This is a genomic window from Methanosphaera sp. DEW79 (assembly GCF_003266085.1).
GTDB classification, from domain to species: domain Archaea; phylum Methanobacteriota; class Methanobacteria; order Methanobacteriales; family Methanobacteriaceae; genus Methanosphaera; species Methanosphaera stadtmanae.
This window is the reverse complement of the sequence record NZ_MUZW01000055.1, coordinates 1-21,469: the sequence shown is the minus strand read 5'-3', so window position 1 is coordinate 21,469 and position 21,469 is coordinate 1. Positions and strand designations below refer to the sequence as shown.

Below are 21,469 nucleotides of genomic sequence, written 5' to 3'. Positions count from 1 at the left end.
TAAAGTGGGCACGATGGGATTCGAACCCATGACCTCACGGTTATCAGCCGTGCGCGCTAACCAAGCTGAGCCACGCGCCCTTACTAATCAAAATCAGTTTTATAGTTGTACTTAAGCAACTATTACTATATTGTATGTACTTAATATATATACTTTGTGGTTTTTATTTTTTTCAAAAAAAATTTGATGTAAAAATACATCAAAATGATTTTTTTATCTAAATAATGAATTAAAAAATTATTCTTCCTTATTAACCATTTCATTGATGGTGTCTGCCATCATATGATCAATAACTTCTATTTCAGCTTTATCAATACTGTCTAATTTTTCAATTTCTAATTTGGATGCCATTGCTACATTAGCAATACTCATACATCCTGGATTTGTTGGGGATAAAACAACTTTTGCTGTTTTATTAGCTTCATCAACAGTAATATCTCTTACAAGTCCCATTTCAACAATACTAATACCCATATGAGGATCAGCTATAAGTGATAATTTATCTTGAATTTCATCTTTTATATTGCCATCTACCATTTTTTTATCTCCTATTTATTAATTACTTTTAAATTTATTTTTTATATATTTTTTTATTTTATCTGGTGTCTAATTTTAACACCAACACCTTTAGTAGATTCTACTAATTCTTTTCCACTCATTGTTGATTTACCAACACCTACAACTTCATCATTATTTATAATAACAACTTCATCATTAGGTATAATATTTTCATCAGCATCATCAATTCCTGGTGTAAATAAAGTATTTGATTGTAAATCAAAATTAATAAACACTCTATTAATTTTTTCTTCTTTTAATATTTTACCAGCAGGTAAATTTAATGTATATAATCCAGTTTCAAAGTGTAGTGTTGCAATTTGGGTTTTATCAACTAAAATTCTAGTATTAAAACGACCACGAGTCTGTGTATTTTCAGGTATTAATTTATCTGCTTTTTTAGTGTTAAATTGATATCTAGCTATTGATTGTAGATCATGAATTCTATGCTTTGATTGACTTACTTTATCAGCCTTTTTAACAGCTATTTTAAGATTTTCTAGAGATTTGTTTGAACGTGTATTTCCATCAGTACATGTATAAACAACATTATCTAGATATTCTTCACAAGCTGCTCTATAACCACCACTTACATGAGCAATAACTTTTCTATCTCCAACATAATCTTTTAAACATTTACCAGAAGTTTTTATTTCTTCATCAGACCAATCACCTGTTGTTGAAGCATCATATGATTGAATAGGGTATGTTTTTTCCATTTCTCTTGGACAGATTCCAAAAGGAGAAGTTAATATAACTTCTTGTAAACCTTTTGTGTACTTTCGAAATAATGTATGTGATTTAGATTGGGAATAAGGTTTTTTCATACTACAAGGTAATACAACTACAGTATCTGTATATGGTTTGAGTAGTTGCATACGTTGTTGCCATCTAACAACTTCAGGTCTATGTAAGGATAATTCTGTTATACAGGGTATTTTTGCATTTTTCATATTATCTTCCTTAAAAAAGGGGTAAATAAGAGTTTTAGAATAATTTACCTAATTTAACTAAAGCTTTAGGTGAAACCTTAATTAACATTTTAATTAATGTTCTTGGATTTACTTCTTCAAAGTCAGCTTTTGCAAATTCTTCAGCAATTTCATCAAGTTCTTCATCTTCTAATGATAAAAGATATTCTTTAGCTTTATTATATTTCTTATAATGTTTACCAATATGTTCATCAGTTAATGAAACATATTCTTTAAGATTGTTCTTACTATAATCTCCATCTTTAATAGCTTGAGCTGCAACAATTCCAGCATATACACCAGATTCAAGTGCAGAATTAATTCCACCACCAGTTAAAGGATTTACAAAACCTGCAGCATCTCCAACAACAAGAATGTTATCTCCAATTCTATCTTTAATAATTCCACCAACAGGATCTCCACCAACATTTATTTCAACAGGTTGAGCATCTTTAGTTTCAGGACAAGTTTTTATAAATTCCATTAAATGTTCATATGCTGTTTTATTGGTTTTATTTTTAAGAACTCCAATACCAACATTTGCTATGTCATCACCTTTAGGGAATATCCATACATATCCTCCTGGAGCAACACTTCCAAAGAACAATGCAATATCCCTATTGTTTTCCATATTAACTCCAGCCATTTCAAATTGTATACAGGATTCCATATATTTAAATTCTGTGTTACATTCAAGTCCAGCCCATCTACCTATACGAGATTCAGGTCCATCAGCGGCAATTACAATTTTAGCATGTATATCTATGTCTTTACCCATATGGTTTGTACTAACAATAATTCCATCATCTACTCTTTTTAGGGAAGTAGCATTTGTTTTTATCATTATTTTAGCACCAGCACGTGCAGCATCCATTGCCATATGTTTATCAAATACTTTTCTTTCAAGTATATATCCTGCTTCAGGTATTTTAATAGTATTATTATCCATCCATACACTTGTATTATTTGGTGATACTAATCTTACCCCATATAAATCCCGTGCAATCCATCTAGGATCAGGTTTAATACCTAATTGTGCTAATCCATCCTTGGAAACTCCTTCAGCACAACGTTTTGGTGATCCTATTTCAGATTTTCTATCTATTAATATAACATCAGCACCATGTAATGCTGCTTCTTTTGCTGCTAGTGATCCTGAAGGTCCTGCTCCAACTACTAAAATATCAGTTTCAATCATGAATATCATCCTATTCTAATTTTAAAGCTTCAACAGGACATGTTTTTACACATAATCCACATTTAGTACATTTTTCTTCATCGATTATGATTTTAAGTTCTTGTACTTCTATAGCATCAGCTACACACACACCTGCACAAGCTCCACAATACATACAAAATTCTTCTACTATCATAATATTAACTCCTACATTTAATTTATTTATTTTCTAATTGTTTTTCTGATTCTCTTCTACGATCTATAGCTTCATCACGTGTAATAAAGATATGTCCGCAGTTAGAACATTTTAGTTCACCATTAGAACCATAAGCTTTAAATTCATTATCAAAATCTCTATGTTGGGTTTTATCTTTAGATCCACATTCTGGGCATGGTTTTAATAATTCTTCTATTTTCATGAATTTCCTTCCTTTTTATTTTCTAATAGGTCGTGAAGTTTAAATTGTGCTGCTTGTAAATGTTTACAATAAAAACTACCAGGATTTTGTTGATTTCTAAACTGGTAATCTGCACAATCACAATTCCAATATCCATATATCATAGATACAATGTAATAATCAGTATTTTTGTTATTTTTAACCTTAAAAATCACATGGTCGGGTTCATAATGTTCAATAATTACATCATTGTTCTTATATAATTTATATCCTTCTATGATTCGACTTGCCATGTATATCCTCGTATTAATTTATAATAACAACTGTTAGTATAATGAATAATTATATATTATATTTATTTTTTATAAATAATTAATTTTTTTGTATTATAATGTATATATTTAAAATACAATAATAATTTCTATATTAAAAACTCATTGTCTTTCATAGTAACAAAAAATCACATCGATTGTTTGTATTACATAAGCACTAATTACTAAATTAACAAATTGGGAATTATATAATGAAGTAAGACATAAACCAATAGTAAGTATTAAGAAAATTATACCCCTATAGTATCTTTTAAGATATAAATGACCTGTACCTGCAACAATTAAATTTAAAATAATGGCAATAAACAATTTCTTATTATCTTTCATGGTCTTTTTAATACATCCATATGCAGTATCGTTAATTTCAGTATTATCAGGACCTCTATATGTAACAGAATAATAGTTATTGTTTTCATTGTTTTCAGGGATTTTATTAGAAAATTTAACAATAATATGTGTTACCATTGGTTTTTCAGGTAATTTCTGACCACAATTTATACAGTACGATTCATTTTCTGGATTTTCAAAGTTACATCTATCACATTTCATTTATTTCTCTCCTTGAATTTTATTGATAAAATCCTATCTTTTTTTAGAATAATACTGTTATTTTTTAATTCAGTATTTATTTTTAAGGGATATATTTTAACACCACTTATATATGCTTCATGGAGTGTTTGGCTAAAATCAATATCAGTGTCATAATTTGGCTTAAATTCGTCTGCATCATTATGTAAAACTAATATTAACACCATAGTAAAAATGCCCTTTTCATGAATTTCCATAAGTTCTTCCACGTGTTTTTTTCCTCTTTTAGTAGGAGCATCAGGAAACTTAGCAGTAGTATCTTCAACTAAAGTACAACCTTTTACTTCTAAATATAGTGGATTGTTTTTATCATCCTTCAATAAAAAATCTATTCTACTATTTTTATATTTAATTTCAGGTTTGTCTATGTGAAAATTTTCAAGACTATTAATTTCTTTAGTATTAATTAATTCTTCCACTAATTTATTATGATAACTACTATTTAGTAAGATCCAATTATTTTTATTTTTAATGGCTATAACATCATACTTAGTTTTACGTCCAGTTTCTTTATATGTATTAATATATTTCAATAAAACATCAGTATTTGGAATTAATAGTTCTTTTAAACGTCCAGGATCATGTAAATGGGCCAGTGTAATTGCTTTATCTTTATCTTTAAATTCGATTGTAAAACGATTTGGTCTTGATATATATTTTCCAATAGTTAAATTATCTATTATCATAACACTAACTTCCTAATTTTCACTGATTTTATTTATATTCTTATAAAAATATATAAAATAATAATTATATATTATTTATTTAAAAATAAGTGAGGCTATGTTTGTGGTTAAATGTATTTATTGTAATTTTGAAAATCCTGATGAATATACATATTGTATTCATTGTTCTAAAAGATTAGAATTTTCTAATGCAGATAATTTTAAATTTAATCATAGCATTACTCAAGAAGATAATTTGTCTAATAATACCCTAAAACAGTTATATCATAAATTTTTAGAAGAAAAATATAATACAAGTAACAACAATTATTTTAAAAATATAAACTCAAATTCAATTAATCAAAATAAAGATTATAATGAAAGAAAAGTTATTGCAATATTATTCTCTTCATTTATATGTGGAATGGGTTGTTTTTATATAAAAGATATTAAAAAAGGATGTTTATTCTTCTTTGGAGAAATATTTTTATTCATATTTGCATTTTTATTATATGCATTATTAAAACAGCAAACAATAGTATTAATCATGTTTACAACATGTATAATATTATATCTTATAAATATCTTGGTTACTGCTACTGAATTTGATAAAAGAGAGTGATGTTATGAAATGTCAACTATGTGGTTATGAAAATCCTGATGAAAATGATATTTGCAGGTTCTGTGGTTCTATATTATCACAAAATGATAATAAAACATCTAAAAATATGAAGTTAGCAATGATTTTATCGTTATTTTTTCCAGGATTTAGTTATTTCTATCTAAAGCAATGGCATAAAGGTATATTGTTTTTCTTATTAATTCCAATATTTTTCATTTTATATGCACTTATAAGTTTATGTTACAATATGATTTGTTATATAGATGCAAGTTTTGTTGCTTTATTATTACTAATAACATATTTTTTATTATATGTATTACAAGTATATGATATATATATACAAACTAATCTTTTCACTGATAATTAAAACTGAATTCATAACATATTCTATATTTAAGATAATTATTATATAATTAAAGAGATATAACTAAATATAATTATACATTTTTTTTAATAAACATCATATTCAAAAAAAAATAAATTAATTAAATGGAATCATGTTTTCAAACATTAAACTGGGAGATAAGTTCAATGAAATATGCTATGTATCAAGAAATTAAAGATCAACCAATTTCTTTACGACGTACAATAGAATCTGAAAAAAGACACATGGAATACATATCTAAAGAATTTCTTAATCTTGATAAAATATTTTTAATAGGTTGTGGAAGCTCTATTTCTACTTGTTATACGATACGTGATGCAATAAAATCTCTGTCTGATATTAATATTGATGTACAAACAGGTTTTGATTTTACTGATCATCAATATCTAGTAAAAGATAGTAATATGGGTGTTATTTTAACATCACAATCTGGTGAAACATCAGATACACTTTCAGCTCTAAGAAAAGCAAAAGAATATAATTTAAAAACAGTAGCTATTACAAATGTCAGTGATAGTTCCATGGCAAAAGAAGCTGATGATGCAATAATAACATTATGTGGAGAAGAAGTGGCTATTTTAGGTACAAAAACATATGTAACACAATTATTTGCATTGTATGTTATATTCTTCAATATGATAAAAACTAAAGAATCAGAAGAAATACTAACTCAATTATACACAGTTCCTGATTTAATTGAAGAAGCAATAGAAACTACAGAGGAAAAATCTAAGGAAATAGCAAGAATAAATAAGGATGTGGATTTATTCTACTGTATGGGTAGTGGATTAAACTTTGGATTAGCATATAAACTAGCAATGACAATGTTTATGGAAGGAGCATTAAAACATGCATGTCCAGTATATTCAGGCGAATTTAGACATGGATTAATTGAAAGAGTTGAAAAAGGAGTTACAGTTGTATTTCTAAAAGCAGGCAATAATTTTGATGATGTGACAAATAGAGCAATAAAGTTCTGTGAAGATTTAGAAGTAAATTCAATATTATTTAATTTAAATGATTATGCTGATATTCATCCTTTATTAACACCATTTGCATTAATAGTACCATTAGAATGGTTTATATACCACTTGTCAATATATAACAATGAAGATCCGGGAAGTACAAGACATATTGGGAAAATAAGATATTAAATAATATCCAATAAATTTTATTTTTTTTTTATACTACTTTTTATCAATTGATATTACCTAGTTTTATATGTTACTGTTGTAAATAATTAAGAATGTATGTTATGTTTTAAATATTCCTGAAAATTTTTTTTAAGTTTTTTTCTAAATAAAAATTTAAAGGTTTAAGTCTCTAAAAGATATGTTTTTGTTTTTAAAATGGATATTAGTCGTTTATAGTAATATTTGTTCTACTTTATAATTTTCATCCTTATTTTATTGTATATTACTAATTTAAATTTTATTAATACTTAAATTTTTTAATTAAATTCTATTTTAAGTGTAAAATCTGATTTTAATATATTTCTAGAAATTATATTATGAATATAATTTTTTTATAAATCTAATTAATAAAACATTTTTTTAAATACTAATAATAAATTACTTTTTTTATAAAAAAATGTATAATTATAAATTATAGTTGAAATATATCTAAATATAATAGATTTAAAATTATATAATTATTTATAAAATAAATTTTTTTGGAGAAGTGATTTTTTGTATTCTATAACATCTAGTAAAGATTTTCAGGATTTAAGTCCGTTTATAATCATTGGAGCTGGTGGAGGTGGAGAAAAATTATCTAATTTTGATGGAGTTGAAACTGCTGGCTTTTTAGATGATTCTAAAGCAAAACAAGGAAAAGAATTTTGTGGACATATAGTAGGTTCTGATTTAAAAACATTGGTTGAAGAATCAAATTCAAAAACAGTAGCAATAATGTTACCTATAGGAGCTGAAGGTGCTGCTTTAAAATATGCAGTTCAAGCTATAGATCTAGGACAAAATGTATTAACATCATTTAGATCATTACCTTTAGAAGAAAATCCATCCCTAATAAAATTTGCTAATCAAAAAGGTGTTCAAATAAAACAAATAAGTTCAAGATTAGATAATGTTGAAAAAGTAATAGGTACTGCACCAGAAAAAGTAACAGAAGTATTACCAAAAATAACATATCATCATAAAAAACCTGTTATATTTATAGGTGGTACATCACAAGAATGTGGAAAAAGAACCACAACACGTAACTTGGGTAAAGCAGCAAAAGAGTTAGGTCTCAATGCAAAAATATTTTCAACAGATGAAATGGGATTACAACCTCCAACTGATATTAATTTCAGAGCTGGAAGTTTATCTGTAATGGATGTTCCTTCAGCTATAATGGGAACAGTAAAATATTTTGAAGAAGAGGAAGATGCAGATATTATTTTCATTGAAGGTCAATCAAGTTTAACAGAAACTGGTAATCCACATCCTAAAGGACTTTCAGCAGCTATATTGTTTGGAGCAATGCCAGATGCTGTAGTATTATGTCACAGGGAAAACCATCCATTCAGAGAACCTGTTGGTATTTCCACAGAATTAAATGCTATTGAAGCTGTTGAACCTACAAAAGTAGTTGCTTTATCAATTAATAGAAGAAATGCTCCTGATTTATCATTAGAGAATATAGAATCAAAATTTAATTTACCTACTGTGGATATACATACAAATTCTAATGGTGGTCTTAAACGTTTGTTAAAGACTGTTTTGGATTATATAGGTGAGAAAAATGGATAATAGCCTAAGGGATATTTCAATTAATATTAAAAAAAGTTTGGATCGTGATTATAATGTTGATTCAGATATGGAACCTAACTTTGACGATGATCAAAAAATGTTAAGTGATAATTTCATTTCAGATGTGGGTGATTCATATGAATCAGATTATGAAGATATAATTGTTGATCATTCTGATGATGAAGCAGTCTTAATTGAACCAGAACAAGGTGTAAATATTGATACTATTCGTTTAGTAAAAATTAAATCCTTAAATTCATTATCAGATGAATTAGATAATGTAAATAAAACAGGTGTTCCAGCAATACTTGATTTAAAATATATTCAAGAAAGAAGAGCTTCTGAATTTAGAAAGCTATCTTCAACATTAAAAGCATTTAAAAATGCAACAAATGCAAGTGTAATCTTACTTGGAAGTACAAAAAATGTTATTGTTGTAACTCCTAAGGATATAAGAGTGTTAAGACAATAAAACTACTTTTTCTATTTTTTTATTTTTATATTTCAAAAAAAGAAATAAATGGATATTTGAATATAACTCTATTTTTTTTATTCAGCACCCCAACATTGGGTCATTACTATTGAAAAAATGTATAGAACTATTGCAGGTAAAAATCCCCACCAATAAAAAGCTAAGAATACTATTATAAATGATGCTATTCCCCTTAAAGGAAAACCTAAATATAATAAACCTAGTCCTGGACAGATTATTGATAAAATAAGGCCCATAAAAGTATCTTTTGGTTTAACCTCATTAGTGTTACCTCTATATGTATAACTTGGAGGGTAGTTACGTTGTCTGGCTGTTTCATAGAAGTCATAATCATATTCTCTTGTTTTTTTATGATTTCTATGAAATTCATATCCACAATTTATGCATCTATCCCATGCTTCTTCATTTTGTTCATATCCACAATTAGGACAGATTATGTAAGTTTTTGTATACATAGTATCACCTTTTAATATATTCTTTGAAAAAATAATTAAAGAAAGAAAATTTAAAGTTTTATGTTATGAAAGTTAAGAACATTCTCACATAATACTTTGTTAATATCACTATTTTTATATCCTCTAATTTCTAATTCATGTTTTGTTTCTGGAAGAGACATAGGATTAGATGGTGCTGAACTCATATCACTATCAAGTACAAATTTATCAAATCCATATTTATCTAACATATTTACTGTTTGAGATACAGACATTTTCTCAGGTTGAACAGTAATACCAAGAGTATAATCCTTATCAATTACCATATCAACAATTGAATAATCAACATGATCAAGTTGAACTAGTTTAGGATTGATATTTTCATCAAGTAATTCAATAGTGGTTTTAGTAACTTTCTTTTTATCTGTTCTAGGTGTGTGTACAATAACATTATAATTATTTTCATCAGCAAAATGTAATTGTTTAATAAATACTTCCTTTTCAATATCGCGAATTGCATTTATACCAATTTCACCAACTGCTATAACATGTTTTTTCTTTAGATAATCTGGTAATTTTTCAATTACTTTGTTATAATCAGAGGGTATTGCTCTTGGATGAATTCCCACAGCAACATATGTTTTAACACCATGTTTTGCCACACGTTTTGGTTCATTGTATACTAATCTATTTAAATGTTCAATATTAACATTTGATTGTTTCATCTCTAATGGATCATGTGCACATGTAATTATTGCATTAACACCACCTATTTTAATATCTCTAAAGTCCTCAATAGGCCTACAATCTGCATGTACATGGGCATCTATAATCATATATAATCACCTATTCTTCAATATCTTCAAAGTTAATATGTCCTTCTACTAAGTTATTTATTATCATTGAAAGTTTTTCTATTTCCACACGTTTTTGTTTAAAGGTATCCCTATTACGTATAGTAACTTTCTTATCATCAACAGTATCATAATCTATTGTTATAGCATATGGAATACCTATTTCATCTGCTCTAGCATATCTACGACCAATAGTTCCACTTCCATCAAAAGATGTAATTATATTACTAGATCGAAGTGTTGTTTCTATATCCTCTGCAATAAGAGTTAGTGGTTGTTTATTTACAAGTGGGAGGATTGCTGCTTTAATAGGAGCAATTTTAGCAGGTAATTTAAGATATGATCTTTTTTCACCTTCTTCTGTTTCATCTTCAGTATATGAATGAAGTAATGTTGAATAGATTATACGATCAATACCATATGATGGTTCTATAACATGAGGGATAATACGATCTCCACGTATTTGTTCTTCTTTAGTTTCAAATTTAACAAAGGATTGGTCGATTTCATATTTATTTTCTCCAATACTAAAAGAAAATACTCCATCTTTGTCAAATGATTCTTTAATAATATTACTATCAGTATTTTCAAGAATTTCTTTAGCTTTTGGTGAATCTCCTTTAAATGTTGGACCAAATTTTTTCATATTAAATGAAGGTTTTGTAACAGTTACATTTTTTGGTGTATCATATTCTTTAAACACTGATAAATCCTCTTTACTATGTTTTATATGGGATTTTAAATCAAAATCTGTACGATCGGCAATACCTATTATTTCAACCCATCCATATTGATCAGTTTTTACTTCAGCATCCCAACAATCAATTGCATAATGAGCCATTTCATCAGGTAAATGTTGTCTAAATCGAATAACATCATCTTCAATTCCAAGGTCTCTTAAGAATTTATGGGCAATAACTATTTGATAAATTAACATTTCACTTGAAACAATGTTATTATCTATGGCGTCTTTTACTGTTATTTCAATAGGTTTTCCTTCATTCAATTGTTCTTTTTGATTATATAGATGTAGTACATGATTTTCTATATTTTTATAATTTTTATGTGTTTTATCAGATGGATCTACAAATATTTCAGCTTCTGCTTGTGTAAATTCTCTTAATCTAATAACTCCCTGTCTTGGTGAAAGTTCATTTCTATATGATTTACCTAACTGTACTATACCAAATGGAAGCTTATCTTTATAAAATCTACTAATTCTTTTAAATGCTATGAATATACCTTGAGCAGTTTCAGGACGCATGAAACCAGTTTGTTTTCCACTAACACCTATTTCTGTTTTAAACATTAAATTATAACTTTTTACTGGTGTAAGTTTAGCTCCACAATTTTGGCAAACTATGTTATTTTCTTCAATAATTTCTGTTAATTTTTCATCTGGAAGTCCTTCTACTTCTTTACTAATAGCATCTTCAATGATATGATCAGCACGATATACTTCATTACATTCCATACATTGTGTCATAGGATCTGTAAAGTTATCAACATGTCCTGATGCCTTCAATGTTTCTCTTGGCATTATGGTAGGTGCTTCAATTTCATAGAATCCTTCATTTGAAACATAGTATTTTCTCCATAGATTCATTATATTATTTTTAAGAACACCACCTAGTGGTCCATAATCATAAAATCCTGCTACTCCAGAATATATTTCAAAAGATGGATATAAATAACCTCTTTTTCTAGATATTCTCATTACTTCTTCATTTCCCATTATTTGCCTCCATTTATTATATCAAAATCTTCCTTGATTTTACTTACTTGTGGTCCAGTTTGTCCCATATATTTACTATCTCTATCTTCATGGCCATATGGTTTTTCTGATGGGGATGTCATAGTTTCAAACACAATTTGACATACTCTTTGACCAGGATATAATGCAACTGGCATTTTACCAATATTAGATATTTCAAGTGTAATATTACCTTCAAATCCTGGATCTATATAACCTGCCGTTACATGCATGGTAATACCTAGTCTACCCATAGAAGATCTACCTTCAACTCTAGCAACAATATCATCAGGTAATTTCACATTTTCATATGTTGTTGCTAATGTAAATTCACCGGGATGTATTATAAATGGTTTATCTTCTTCTACTGTAATTGAACTCATATATGATTCAAGATCTGTATTATCAAATGGATCTATATATGGTTTTGTTATTATTTTAAATCCCTTGAATTGGTCACCTAATCTTAAATCTACAGATGATGGTTGTATCTGTTTTTCATTAGTAATTGGATCAATTACAATACGACCTTCATCTAAATATTTTTTAATATCCTTATCACTAAGTATTGCCATGTTTTACTCCTCATGAGTTTTATTTTTGATTCGTGTATTTATACGTTTTAGTGTTCCACGTAATGTTTGTGATTCACGTCCAGCTATAAATGCTCTACCTATTATTCTTTTTACAATTATTTTCACTTGTTTTTCTTTATGTTCTGGATAATCTAATTTTGAGATAATTTCATTGGTTAGATTAGTTAATACTTTTTTATCATCATAACTTGAAATATCCATATCATCTATTGGATAACTTTTCTTATTTTTAAATATTTCATAAAAAATAATGGCTGCAGCATGGGTTATGTTCATAATTGGATATTCATCACTTGTTGGTATAGTTACTAGAATATCACACTGTTCTATTTCTTGATTATTAAGACCATCACCTTCTCTTCCAAAGAGTAATGCAATATTTCCATTAACATGCATAGTTTTTCCTAATTCATCTGGAGTTATTGGAATTCTTTTTATATTATAACTTCCACCAGCAGTACCAGTGGTACCTACAATAGATGTTATTTTTTTATCTTCAATAAACTCTTCAAGAGTATCATATATCATTGCATCTTGTACAAGTTCTCTAGCATGCATTGCTTGATAATATGCATCATTTTCAAGTTTACATGGATTAATTAATACTAATTTTTTTAATCCAAAATTTTTCATAGTTCTTGCAAGAAATCCTATATTTCCTGATGTTTTCGGTTCAACAAACACTGTATAAATTTTCAATTAGAATCACTACTATATATTTTGTCTTAATTTATTTAAAATAATTAACTGTAAATATTGAATAGGTCTTTTTTACATAGATTTATAAATATTATATTTTAAAAATAATAATTAATAATTCTTAATAAATCAAATTAACATATAATTCATTTTATTTTTAAATTTTATTTTTTTTATCTGAATTATCATTTTTTGAAAATATTATGAATTTATTATTTAATTTATGGAGGTTATCTAATGAATATAAATATGAATTCTATAACATTAATTATACTGGGTATCATAGCTTTATGCTGTCCTTTTTTGGTGTCTATGACATATAGTGTGTTTTCAGGTTTTGTACTTTTAATGATTGCATTACTATTGTTTATCTCAGCTATAAATATATTTAAATTTCATAGAGTTGGTGGTATTGTAGCAGTTGTACTGGCAATTATATCTTTAATTTTCAGTTTTATTGTAATGTTTAATCCAGCTTTAATATCAGCATTTATTAGCTTTTTAGTATATATTAGTGGTTGTATAATGATTATTTCTGGTATTTATTATGTATTTTTAGCTAGATTATCATACAATCCACTATTAGTGTTTGGTATTTCAAATATATTATTTGGAAGTTTATATATAATCATAGGATCATTTATATATAATCCAATAAATCTTAGTTTACTTATAGGTATATGGTTAATATGTACAGGGTTATTTTCTATAATCTTTGAAAGATAACAAGTATTATAACCACCTATTTCTTTTTTTTAAAAATCATAAAATTACATACTTCTTTAATAACTATTAATTATAAACTAATATTTATTGAATGTAATTGGGAGTTTTTTCAAGTGATGATAGTAACAACACCATATATTGAAGGAAGAGAAGTTCAAAAATATTTTGGAATAGTAAATGGTGAAGGATTAATTGGAGCTAATGTATATAAAGATATTTTTTCAGGAGTAAGGGATGTTGTTGGAGGTAGAACTTCTACTTATGAAAGAGAGCTACGAAAAACAAGAGAAATAGCTCTAGATAGTATGAAAGAAAAGGCACAACAACTAGGTGCAAATGCAATATTGAATGTTAGAATAAAATATAGTAATCTTGGTGGTACTATGGGTAACACAATTCTTGTAAGTGTAAATGGTACAGCAGTATTACTAGATTAAAATACCATTTATTTTTTTAAAAAAAAGAAAGATATGAATATAATTATTCATATGCCTTATTTAAAAGTTCCATAAGGTTAATTACTTCTGTTTTTGAATTTTTATTAGTTAATGAATCTTGTATATTAAATTCACAGAATGGACATATTGTTACAACATAATCAACATCTAACTCATCAATCATGTCTACTTTACTATCTGCTAGAGATTTAGCCAATTCTGGTTTTCCAGATTTTACTCCTCCACCAGCACCACAACATTGGTCAGGTTTTTCCATTTCAATAAATTCAACACCATTAATATTATTTAATATTTTCCTTGGTTGTTTACTAATTCCTTGTCCACGTACAAGATGACATGGATCATGATATGTTACTTTTAAATCTAATTTATTCATATCCTCAGTTTTAAGTTTATCCTGTAGGAATTCTGTTATATCCATTACATTTAGTTTTGCATCATATTCTGGATAATTATTTTTAAGTGTTGAACCACAACCTGCACATACTGTTAATACTATATCATAATCCTTGAATGTTTCATAATTCTTTTTAATTAATGATGGAATAACATCTACCTGTCCAGTTCTAAATAGTGGTGAACCACAGCAGACTTGTTGTTCAGGGATATCTACTTCATATCCAAGTTTTGAGAGAATATTAATTAAATATTCGGCAATCCATGGTAATCTATTATCTATCATACAACCTGTGAAGAAGGCAATTTTAGGTTTTTCTTCAAATGTATGTGTTTGATTATATGCTTTTATGAATCCTTCAGGATATTTACTATCGTCCATTGGTTGAACAGTTCTACCAGTATTTATTACAGATTCACGTATTTGTTTATGTGCTTCAAGAGGACCTTCTTTTCTTGCAAATGCAGTTGCCCTAAGTTTTTCAATACCTTTTCCATAGATATCAATCTCTTTAGGACATGTTTTTGAACATTGTCCACAAGAAGTACAAGAATATAAACCAGAATCAATAGCATCCTCACTTTTTGATGTGTCTTCTCTAGGATCAAATGATAAATCAGAAAATGCTCTCATAAAATAAGGTCCAATAAATTCAGTTGATTTTTTAATTACAGGACACATTGATATACAGGAATAACAATCAATACAACCACGTAATGCTTCAGTTTGAGCATATGTTTCAGGTTTTATAATTTCAGGTTCTAATAGTTTTTCATCAGATTCTGATGCCATGTAAAGATTTAAATCATTTACTTTTTTATTTAATGGACTACGGTCAACTATTAGATCCTTAATTACCTTAAAATCTAATGGTTCTAATGTATCATTATCATTAATTTCAGCTTTACATGCTAATTTTGCCTGTCCATTTATTTTAATTGCACATGAACCACATTGACCAGCTCTACATGAATATCTATATGCTATTTTAGCATCATATTTATCATTAATTTGTTGAAGAGCATCTAAAACTTTCATTTTATCTGTATGTTCAATTTCATATGATTCCATGTATTGTTTATTAGTTTCTGGATTATATCTTTTTATGTTAACAGTAATCATATACTACCCCTAATAATTACTTTATAATAATTAAAAATTATATTAATTTAATTATTTTTTCTATCTATTTTAGTTATATGTTTTTTATTATATTTTAATTTATAATATTAATTTAAAAATTTTCTTAAAAATTAACTATCTTTTTATAATTTAAAAACTCATAACTTAAATATTTTATTTAACAGATATATTATCATAATTGTAATTATTAATTATTAATATTCATATTTAATTAACTATTTTTTTACATTTATCATAGAGTTAATTTATTTATAAGGAGTAAGAACATGAATATAAAAGAATTATTAGATTCCAATAAGGATAAAAAACGTTTCATGTTGGGAAATGAGGCAGCTGTCAGAGGAGTTTTAGAATCTGGTGTTTCATTAGCAGCAACATATCCTGGAACACCATCATCTGAAATTGGAGATATATTATTTAAAGTAGCAAAAGATGCAAACATATACTTTGAATTTTCATCAAATGAAAAAGTAGCAGTAGAAGTAGCAGCTTCAGCAGCAAGTTCAGGTTTAAGAACTTTTTCTTTTATGAAACATGTAGGAGTAAATGTAGCTAGTGATTCTCTAATGACCAGTGCATATATGGGAGTAGAAGGTAGTTTCTTATTGTTAGTTGCAGATGATCCTTCAACATTCTCATCACAAAATGAACAAGATACAAGACACTTTGCAAGACAGGCAAACATACCTATATTTGAACCATCAAATCCACAGGAAATAAAGGATTTTATTCATTATGCATATGATATATCAGATAAATATAATATTCCCGTAATACTTAGAACAACAACAAGAGTATCTCATATGAGAGGAATTGTTAAAACAGACACATATACAAAAAATGAAGTAAATAAGGGATTATATGAAAATATAGGATTACATGTACCAGTACCAGAAATAGCAAGAACTATGCATAAAAATCTGATTGAAAAGATACATGATTTACGTGAAATTTCAAATAAATCACCTTTAAATCAATTATTTGATAATGGGGCAGATATTGGTATAATAACTTCGGGTGGTGCATATAATTATGTTTGTGATGTTCTAAATCAAAATAATGTTAATGTAAATATATTAAAACTTGGATTTACACATCCATTCCCTGAAGATTTGGTTAAAGAATTCTTAGAAAATAACTCTGAAGTATTGGTTGTTGAAGAAGTAGATGCTATTCATGAAATGGAAACATTAGCAGTAGCAGGAACATATGGTATTAACACTAAAATTCATGGTAAAAAAGATGGAATACTTCCTGAAATTCTAGAATATACTCCAGATATATTATTCAATGCTTTAATAAGTCTTGGACTAATAAAAAATAATACTATTGAAGTAAATAATCCAACTAAAATACCTCTTCCATCAAGACCTGCAACATTATGTTCTGGATGTCCTCATAGAGCCTCATTCTATGCAGCAAGAAGTGTTATTAACAGTTTAAATTTAGATGTGGAAAGTATTCATCCATCAGATATTGGATGTTATACATTAGGAATAGCACCACCATATAATATGGCAAATTACTTAATGTCCATGGGTGCAAGTGTAGGAGCAAGCTGTGGTTTTAGTAAAGCAACTGAAAATCAGCCAATTATAAGCTTTATTGGTGATTCAACATTTTTCCATGCAGGAATACCACCACTTATAAATGCAATTCATAATAAAATGAAATTTACGCTTGTAATACTAGATAATAGAATAACTGCAATGACTGGTGGACAAACAAATCCTGGAATACCTGTTGATGGTATGGGTGATGAAGCACCAGCAATATCTATTGAATCTCTAGTAAAATCTATTGGAGTAGGTTTTGTTAAAATTGTTAATCCATTGGATGTTAATAAAATGATTGACACATATAGGGATGCTTTAAATTATGATGGAGTTTCTGTAATAATATCAAAATATCCATGTAATCTAATAAATAAACAAGAGATTAGAGCACGTAACTATAAAATAAAAGTAGATTCTAGTAAATGTATTCATTGTAATAAATGTGTTAATCAATTAGCATGTCCAAGTATTAATGAAATAGATAATGAAATAATAATAGATCAAACATGTAATAAATGTAGTGTATGTGTTGATGTATGTCCAACAGGTGCAATTCATAAGGAGTAGATAAGAATGACATATAATATGTATATTTGTGGTATAGGTGGACAGGGAATTATTAAAACATCTATAGTAATTGGAGAAACTGCACTAAAAGAAAATATGAATGTAGTAATGAGTGAAATACATGGAATGTCTCAAAGAGGTGGAGTCGTATCAACAGAACTTAAAATAGGTGAAGATAAGAGTCCCATAATTCAAAATGGTTGTTCAGATTTATTACTAGCATTTGAACCAGTAGAAGCAATAAGAGCTCTTGAAAAAACTAGTAAAGACACATCAGTTATTGTTAATACATCACCAGTACTCCCATCCACAATAAATCAACAAGATGTGAATTATCCAAATATTGATGATATTTTATCTGAACTTGATTCAAAAGTAGCTGAAGTATATAGTTTTGATGCTAATAAAATTGCATTAAATGCAGGACATCCATTATCTATGAATATGGCAATGGTTGGAGCATCTACAGCAATATCATCATTTCCATTAGATAAAGAGGATGTAATAACAACAATGAAAGATAATCTTCCACCAAAGTCTATTGATATAAATCTCAAAGCATTTGAGGATGGATATAATTGTTGTAAATAAAAAAAAGATGAAGGAAAAAAATTATATTGAATATATTTCTTCTGGAGAAATAATATTTGCATTTCCTTCTTTTAATATTTTTAAACCTTCAGTCATATCTTCTAATTTTAATATAACTATTGCATGATATGTTTTCTGTTCAACAAAAGCATATAAATATTCTAGATTAATACTATTTTTATCTAAAATTCTAAGTATAGTATTTAGTCCTCCTGGTTCATCACTAATAGAAACAGCAAGTACTTTAGTTATTTTAACAATGTAATTTCTTTTTTCTAGTTCTTCTTTAACTTCATGAGGTTTTGTAACTATTAATCTTAATATTCCAAATTCTGAAGTATCAGCAATAGATAATGCTCTTATATTAACACCTAGATTTTCAATAATATCCAAAGTATTAAGCATTCTACCTTCCTTATTTTCTAAAAATATTGATAACTGATCAACATATATATCATCCATACTAACACATCCCTATTTATTTCTATTATCAATTACACGTACAGCTTTTCCAGAATCTACTCTGTCAATAGTTTTTGGTTCAACAAGTGTTACATTAACTCTTAGGCCTATTTCATCATGTATTGCTTGAGCTAACTTATCACGTATTCCCACCAATTCCTTTACATTATCAAAGAATATTTCTGGTGAAGCTTCTACTTTAACTTCTATTTTATCAAGAACATCTGGTCTTGTAAGTATAATCTGGTAATGTGGTTCTACACCATCAATTGATAATAATGCTTTTTCAATTTGTGATGGGAAAACACTAACTCCTTTAATTTTAAGCATATCATCTGTTCTTCCAGTAATTCTATCCATTTTAACAAGTGTTCTTCCACACCCACATTTTTCATGGTGTATCTTTGTAACATCCCTTGTACGGAATCTAATTAATGGCATACCTACTCTTGTTAGTGTTGTAAGTACTAATTCTCCCTGTGTATTTTCAGGGACTTGTTTTAATGTTCGTGGATCTATAATTTCTGGATAAAAATGATCTTCTGATAGATGAAGTCCATCTTGTTGACTACATTCCATTGCTACACCAGGGCCCATTACTTCTGTTAGTCCATAGATGTTATATGCAGGTATTTGGAATTTATCCTCTATTTGTTTTCTCATTGCATCAGTCCAACTTTCTGAACCAAATCCTATAACTTTAAGATTTAAATCTGATGGTTTAATTCCCATTTCATCAAGTTCTTCAGCTATATGTAGTCCATATGAAGGTGTGAATATTAAAACACTTGTCTTGAAATCTTTCATTATTTCAATTTGTCTTAATGTTTGACCTGTAGATATAGGTACTACAGTTGCACCTACTTTCTGTCCACCATAATGAACACCAAAACCACCAGTGAATAATCCATAACCATGAGTATTTTGAATTATATCATTTTCATCAACACCCATCATTGTTAATCCCCTAGCTATAACTTCTCCCCATATATCTAAATCTTCTTTAGTATAACCAGATACTGTAGGTTTTCCTGTTGTTCCACTAGATGTGTGGATTTCAATAATATCTTTTTGTTCTACTGCAAATAAACCAAAGGGATATGATTCTCTTAAATCAGTTTTTGTAGTAAATGGTAATTTTTCAATATCTGCAAGAGTTTCTATATCTTCAGGGTATACTTCTTTCTCGGTATATCTTTTATGATAATATGGTACTTTATTATATGCTGTTGTAACAACATCTTGTAAACGTTTTAGTTGTAATTCTTCCATGTCCTCTTTAGACATACATTCAATCTTTTCATCCCATATCATGTATATAATACTTCCTTAAATTATTAATTATTAATTATTAATTATTTATGTAAAAAGTATTTAATTAAATTATTTAATGATTCATATTAAAAAGGAGAATAATATTTAATTAAATTATTTTTCTAAAAAAAAAGAATAAAATAAAAGGAGTTTAAAATGGTAGTGATATATATCTAGTTATACTACCACAACTGTTCCAATTCACAATACTTCCAAATGAATTACTATTTGATGTTAAGTCACATTTATACCATTTACCATCAACATATAATTCAGACCATACATGCCCTGTTACAAGTCCACTGCGGAAGTAACATGTTGCATGACAGTATCTTGCTGGAATACCAGATGCACGTGCAACTGCATTAAGCAGATGTGCCATATCAACACAATTTCCATATCCACGATTTAGAGTACCAACTGCACCATATCTTGTGTTATAATATCCACTATATGATGTAATTTTATTCAGTTGATTAAATATTGCCTTTGCTTTAGTTAATGTGGATGTGTATGAATTGAATTTTGCAGCCAAATTTTTAATTTTACTATTTGTAACTTCACAATTTTTTGTAGCTTTAAGATAGGCTTCAAAACCCGCTGGAATATCTGACTTTTTCACTACTTTAAGTGTTGATGTACCTTCAGAACTTTTATATTGGTTATATCCGCCATATACTGCCGTTATTGTATATGTTTTATAAGTCCAATTTGGAATTGTATAAGAAAGTTTTGCAACACCATTAGCTACAGTTCCGTATCCTATTGTTTTTCCATTTATTTTAAATGCTACTTTTCCTGATGTTACTTTTACACCATTTTGTGTTGTTACTGTTGCTTGTATTGTTACTTTATCGCCTCTATCTGCTGTTATTGGTGATACTTGTACTTTTGTTGGTGTATTTTTTAGAGTTAATTTTCCAGTTGATTGTGATGAAAGATATTGGCTATTTCCACCATACACTACTGTTATTGTA

Annotated in this window: 26 protein-coding genes and 1 tRNA gene; 9 read left to right on the top strand and 18 right to left on the bottom strand. The window is 27.6% G+C overall.

Going from position 1 to position 21,469, the window contains the following annotated elements:
• Positions 1-5 precede the first annotated feature (5 nt).
• The 9 genes from BZ132_RS05090 to sfsA all read right to left on the bottom strand — a co-directional run bounded on the left by BZ132_RS05090 (position 6) and on the right by sfsA (position 4,710).
• Positions 6-80, bottom strand: a tRNA-Ile gene (locus BZ132_RS05090).
• A gap of 157 nt (positions 81-237) precedes the next feature.
• Complete coding sequence (locus tag BZ132_RS05085) at positions 238-537, bottom strand: metal-sulfur cluster assembly factor (protein WP_011406647.1); 300 nt, start codon at positions 535-537, stop codon at positions 238-240.
• 53 nt (positions 538-590) lie between these two features.
• Complete coding sequence (locus BZ132_RS05080) at positions 591-1,511, bottom strand: DUF5591 domain-containing protein (RefSeq protein ID WP_112149643.1); 921 nt, start codon at positions 1,509-1,511, stop codon at positions 591-593.
• 34 nt (positions 1,512-1,545) lie between these two features.
• On the bottom strand, positions 1,546-2,727 hold the full coding sequence (locus tag BZ132_RS05075; RefSeq protein WP_112149642.1) for an NAD(P)/FAD-dependent oxidoreductase: 1,182 nt from the start codon (positions 2,725-2,727) through the stop codon (positions 1,546-1,548).
• 10 nt (positions 2,728-2,737) lie between these two features.
• Positions 2,738-2,902: a 4Fe-4S binding protein gene (locus BZ132_RS05070; protein WP_048059745.1), complete on the bottom strand. Its 165-nt coding sequence runs from the start codon at positions 2,900-2,902 to the stop codon at positions 2,738-2,740.
• Between the two features lie 22 nt (positions 2,903-2,924).
• Positions 2,925-3,125, bottom strand: coding sequence for a TIGR04165 family Cys-rich peptide (locus BZ132_RS05065; protein ID WP_011406643.1), 201 nt, complete (start codon positions 3,123-3,125; stop codon positions 2,925-2,927).
• A complete protein-coding gene (locus tag BZ132_RS05060) occupies positions 3,122-3,397 on the bottom strand; it encodes a hypothetical protein (RefSeq protein ID WP_112149641.1) in 276 nt (91 codons plus the stop codon). The genes BZ132_RS05065 and BZ132_RS05060 overlap by 4 nt, the downstream gene beginning before the upstream one ends.
• A 141-nt stretch (positions 3,398-3,538) precedes the next feature.
• Positions 3,539-3,985, bottom strand: coding sequence for a hypothetical protein (locus tag BZ132_RS05055; protein WP_112149640.1), 447 nt, complete (start codon positions 3,983-3,985; stop codon positions 3,539-3,541).
• Positions 3,982-4,710, bottom strand: a complete 729-nt coding sequence (sfsA, locus tag BZ132_RS05050; protein WP_011406640.1) for a DNA/RNA nuclease SfsA — start codon at positions 4,708-4,710, stop codon at positions 3,982-3,984. The genes BZ132_RS05055 and sfsA overlap by 4 nt, the downstream gene beginning before the upstream one ends.
• Positions 4,711-4,813: 103 nt before the next feature.
• Between sfsA and BZ132_RS05045 the strand changes: the two genes are divergently transcribed.
• From BZ132_RS05045 to BZ132_RS05025, 5 genes are all read left to right on the top strand, one after another.
• On the top strand, positions 4,814-5,311 hold the full coding sequence (locus BZ132_RS05045; protein WP_286940609.1) for a hypothetical protein: 498 nt from the start codon (positions 4,814-4,816) through the stop codon (positions 5,309-5,311).
• Positions 5,312-5,315: 4 nt separating this feature from the next.
• Positions 5,316-5,678, top strand: a complete 363-nt coding sequence (locus BZ132_RS05040) for a hypothetical protein (RefSeq protein WP_286940608.1) — start codon at positions 5,316-5,318, stop codon at positions 5,676-5,678.
• A gap of 164 nt (positions 5,679-5,842) precedes the next feature.
• Positions 5,843-6,850: an SIS domain-containing protein gene (locus tag BZ132_RS05035; RefSeq protein ID WP_048059744.1), complete on the top strand. Its 1,008-nt coding sequence runs from the start codon at positions 5,843-5,845 to the stop codon at positions 6,848-6,850.
• Positions 6,851-7,384: 534 nt separating this feature from the next.
• The gene (locus BZ132_RS05030; protein ID WP_112149637.1) at positions 7,385-8,449 is read left to right on the top strand and encodes a DUF1611 domain-containing protein; all 1,065 of its coding nucleotides are present in this window, start codon (positions 7,385-7,387) and stop codon (positions 8,447-8,449) included.
• Positions 8,442-8,921: a hypothetical protein gene (locus tag BZ132_RS05025; RefSeq protein ID WP_011406635.1), complete on the top strand. Its 480-nt coding sequence runs from the start codon at positions 8,442-8,444 to the stop codon at positions 8,919-8,921. Before BZ132_RS05030 ends, BZ132_RS05025 begins: the two co-directional genes overlap by 8 nt.
• Positions 8,922-8,998: 77 nt before the next feature.
• On the opposite strand, the gene BZ132_RS05020 is transcribed toward BZ132_RS05025, so the two are convergent.
• From BZ132_RS05020 to BZ132_RS05000, 5 genes are read right to left on the bottom strand one after another with little or no spacing between them, the layout of a single operon-like run.
• Positions 8,999-9,397 carry a hypothetical protein gene (locus tag BZ132_RS05020; RefSeq protein WP_112149636.1) on the bottom strand — a complete coding sequence of 133 codons (399 nt, stop codon included), beginning with the start codon at positions 9,395-9,397 and terminating at the stop codon, positions 8,999-9,001.
• A gap of 50 nt (positions 9,398-9,447) precedes the next feature.
• Positions 9,448-10,212, bottom strand: coding sequence for a TatD family hydrolase (locus tag BZ132_RS05015; protein WP_286940607.1), 765 nt, complete (start codon positions 10,210-10,212; stop codon positions 9,448-9,450).
• A gap of 10 nt (positions 10,213-10,222) precedes the next feature.
• Positions 10,223-11,965 carry a glycine--tRNA ligase gene (gene glyS, locus BZ132_RS05010; RefSeq protein ID WP_011406632.1) on the bottom strand — a complete coding sequence of 581 codons (1,743 nt, stop codon included), beginning with the start codon at positions 11,963-11,965 and terminating at the stop codon, positions 10,223-10,225.
• Complete coding sequence (gene dcd / locus BZ132_RS05005; RefSeq protein WP_011406631.1) at positions 11,965-12,558, bottom strand: dCTP deaminase; 594 nt, start codon at positions 12,556-12,558, stop codon at positions 11,965-11,967. The genes glyS and dcd overlap by 1 nt, the downstream gene beginning before the upstream one ends.
• 3 nt (positions 12,559-12,561) lie before the next feature.
• Complete coding sequence (locus BZ132_RS05000) at positions 12,562-13,278, bottom strand: TrmJ/YjtD family RNA methyltransferase (RefSeq protein WP_011406630.1); 717 nt, start codon at positions 13,276-13,278, stop codon at positions 12,562-12,564.
• Between the two features lie 237 nt (positions 13,279-13,515).
• On the opposite strand from BZ132_RS05000, the gene BZ132_RS04995 reads away from it, so the two are divergent.
• Positions 13,516-14,004: a DUF308 domain-containing protein gene (locus BZ132_RS04995; protein WP_011406629.1), complete on the top strand. Its 489-nt coding sequence runs from the start codon at positions 13,516-13,518 to the stop codon at positions 14,002-14,004.
• Between the two features lie 116 nt (positions 14,005-14,120).
• The gene (locus tag BZ132_RS04990) at positions 14,121-14,441 is read left to right on the top strand and encodes a YbjQ family protein (RefSeq protein WP_172617525.1); all 321 of its coding nucleotides are present in this window, start codon (positions 14,121-14,123) and stop codon (positions 14,439-14,441) included.
• Between the two features lie 43 nt (positions 14,442-14,484).
• Here BZ132_RS04990 and tfrB read toward each other — a convergent pair whose 3' ends face one another.
• On the bottom strand, positions 14,485-15,981 hold the full coding sequence (gene tfrB, locus BZ132_RS04985) for a fumarate reductase (CoM/CoB) subunit TfrB (RefSeq protein WP_112149634.1): 1,497 nt from the start codon (positions 15,979-15,981) through the stop codon (positions 14,485-14,487).
• A gap of 287 nt (positions 15,982-16,268) precedes the next feature.
• Here tfrB and iorA point away from each other — a divergent pair, with 287 nt between their 5' ends.
• Together iorA and BZ132_RS04975 are read left to right on the top strand one after the other, a co-directional pair.
• Positions 16,269-18,125: an indolepyruvate ferredoxin oxidoreductase subunit alpha gene (iorA, locus tag BZ132_RS04980; protein WP_011406626.1), complete on the top strand. Its 1,857-nt coding sequence runs from the start codon at positions 16,269-16,271 to the stop codon at positions 18,123-18,125.
• Between the two features lie 6 nt (positions 18,126-18,131).
• A complete protein-coding gene (locus BZ132_RS04975; RefSeq protein ID WP_112149633.1) occupies positions 18,132-18,716 on the top strand; it encodes an indolepyruvate oxidoreductase subunit beta in 585 nt (194 codons plus the stop codon).
• Between the two features lie 21 nt (positions 18,717-18,737).
• On the opposite strand, the gene BZ132_RS04970 is transcribed toward BZ132_RS04975, so the two are convergent.
• The 3 genes from BZ132_RS04970 to BZ132_RS04960 all read right to left on the bottom strand — a co-directional run.
• On the bottom strand, positions 18,738-19,178 hold the full coding sequence (locus tag BZ132_RS04970) for an amino acid-binding protein (protein ID WP_011406624.1): 441 nt from the start codon (positions 19,176-19,178) through the stop codon (positions 18,738-18,740).
• A gap of 12 nt (positions 19,179-19,190) precedes the next feature.
• Complete coding sequence (locus BZ132_RS04965; RefSeq protein WP_112149632.1) at positions 19,191-20,492, bottom strand: phenylacetate--CoA ligase family protein; 1,302 nt, start codon at positions 20,490-20,492, stop codon at positions 19,191-19,193.
• Between the two features lie 151 nt (positions 20,493-20,643).
• A partial coding sequence (locus BZ132_RS04960) for a transglutaminase family protein (RefSeq protein ID WP_286940606.1) occupies positions 20,644-21,469 on the bottom strand: 826 nt, incomplete at its 5' end.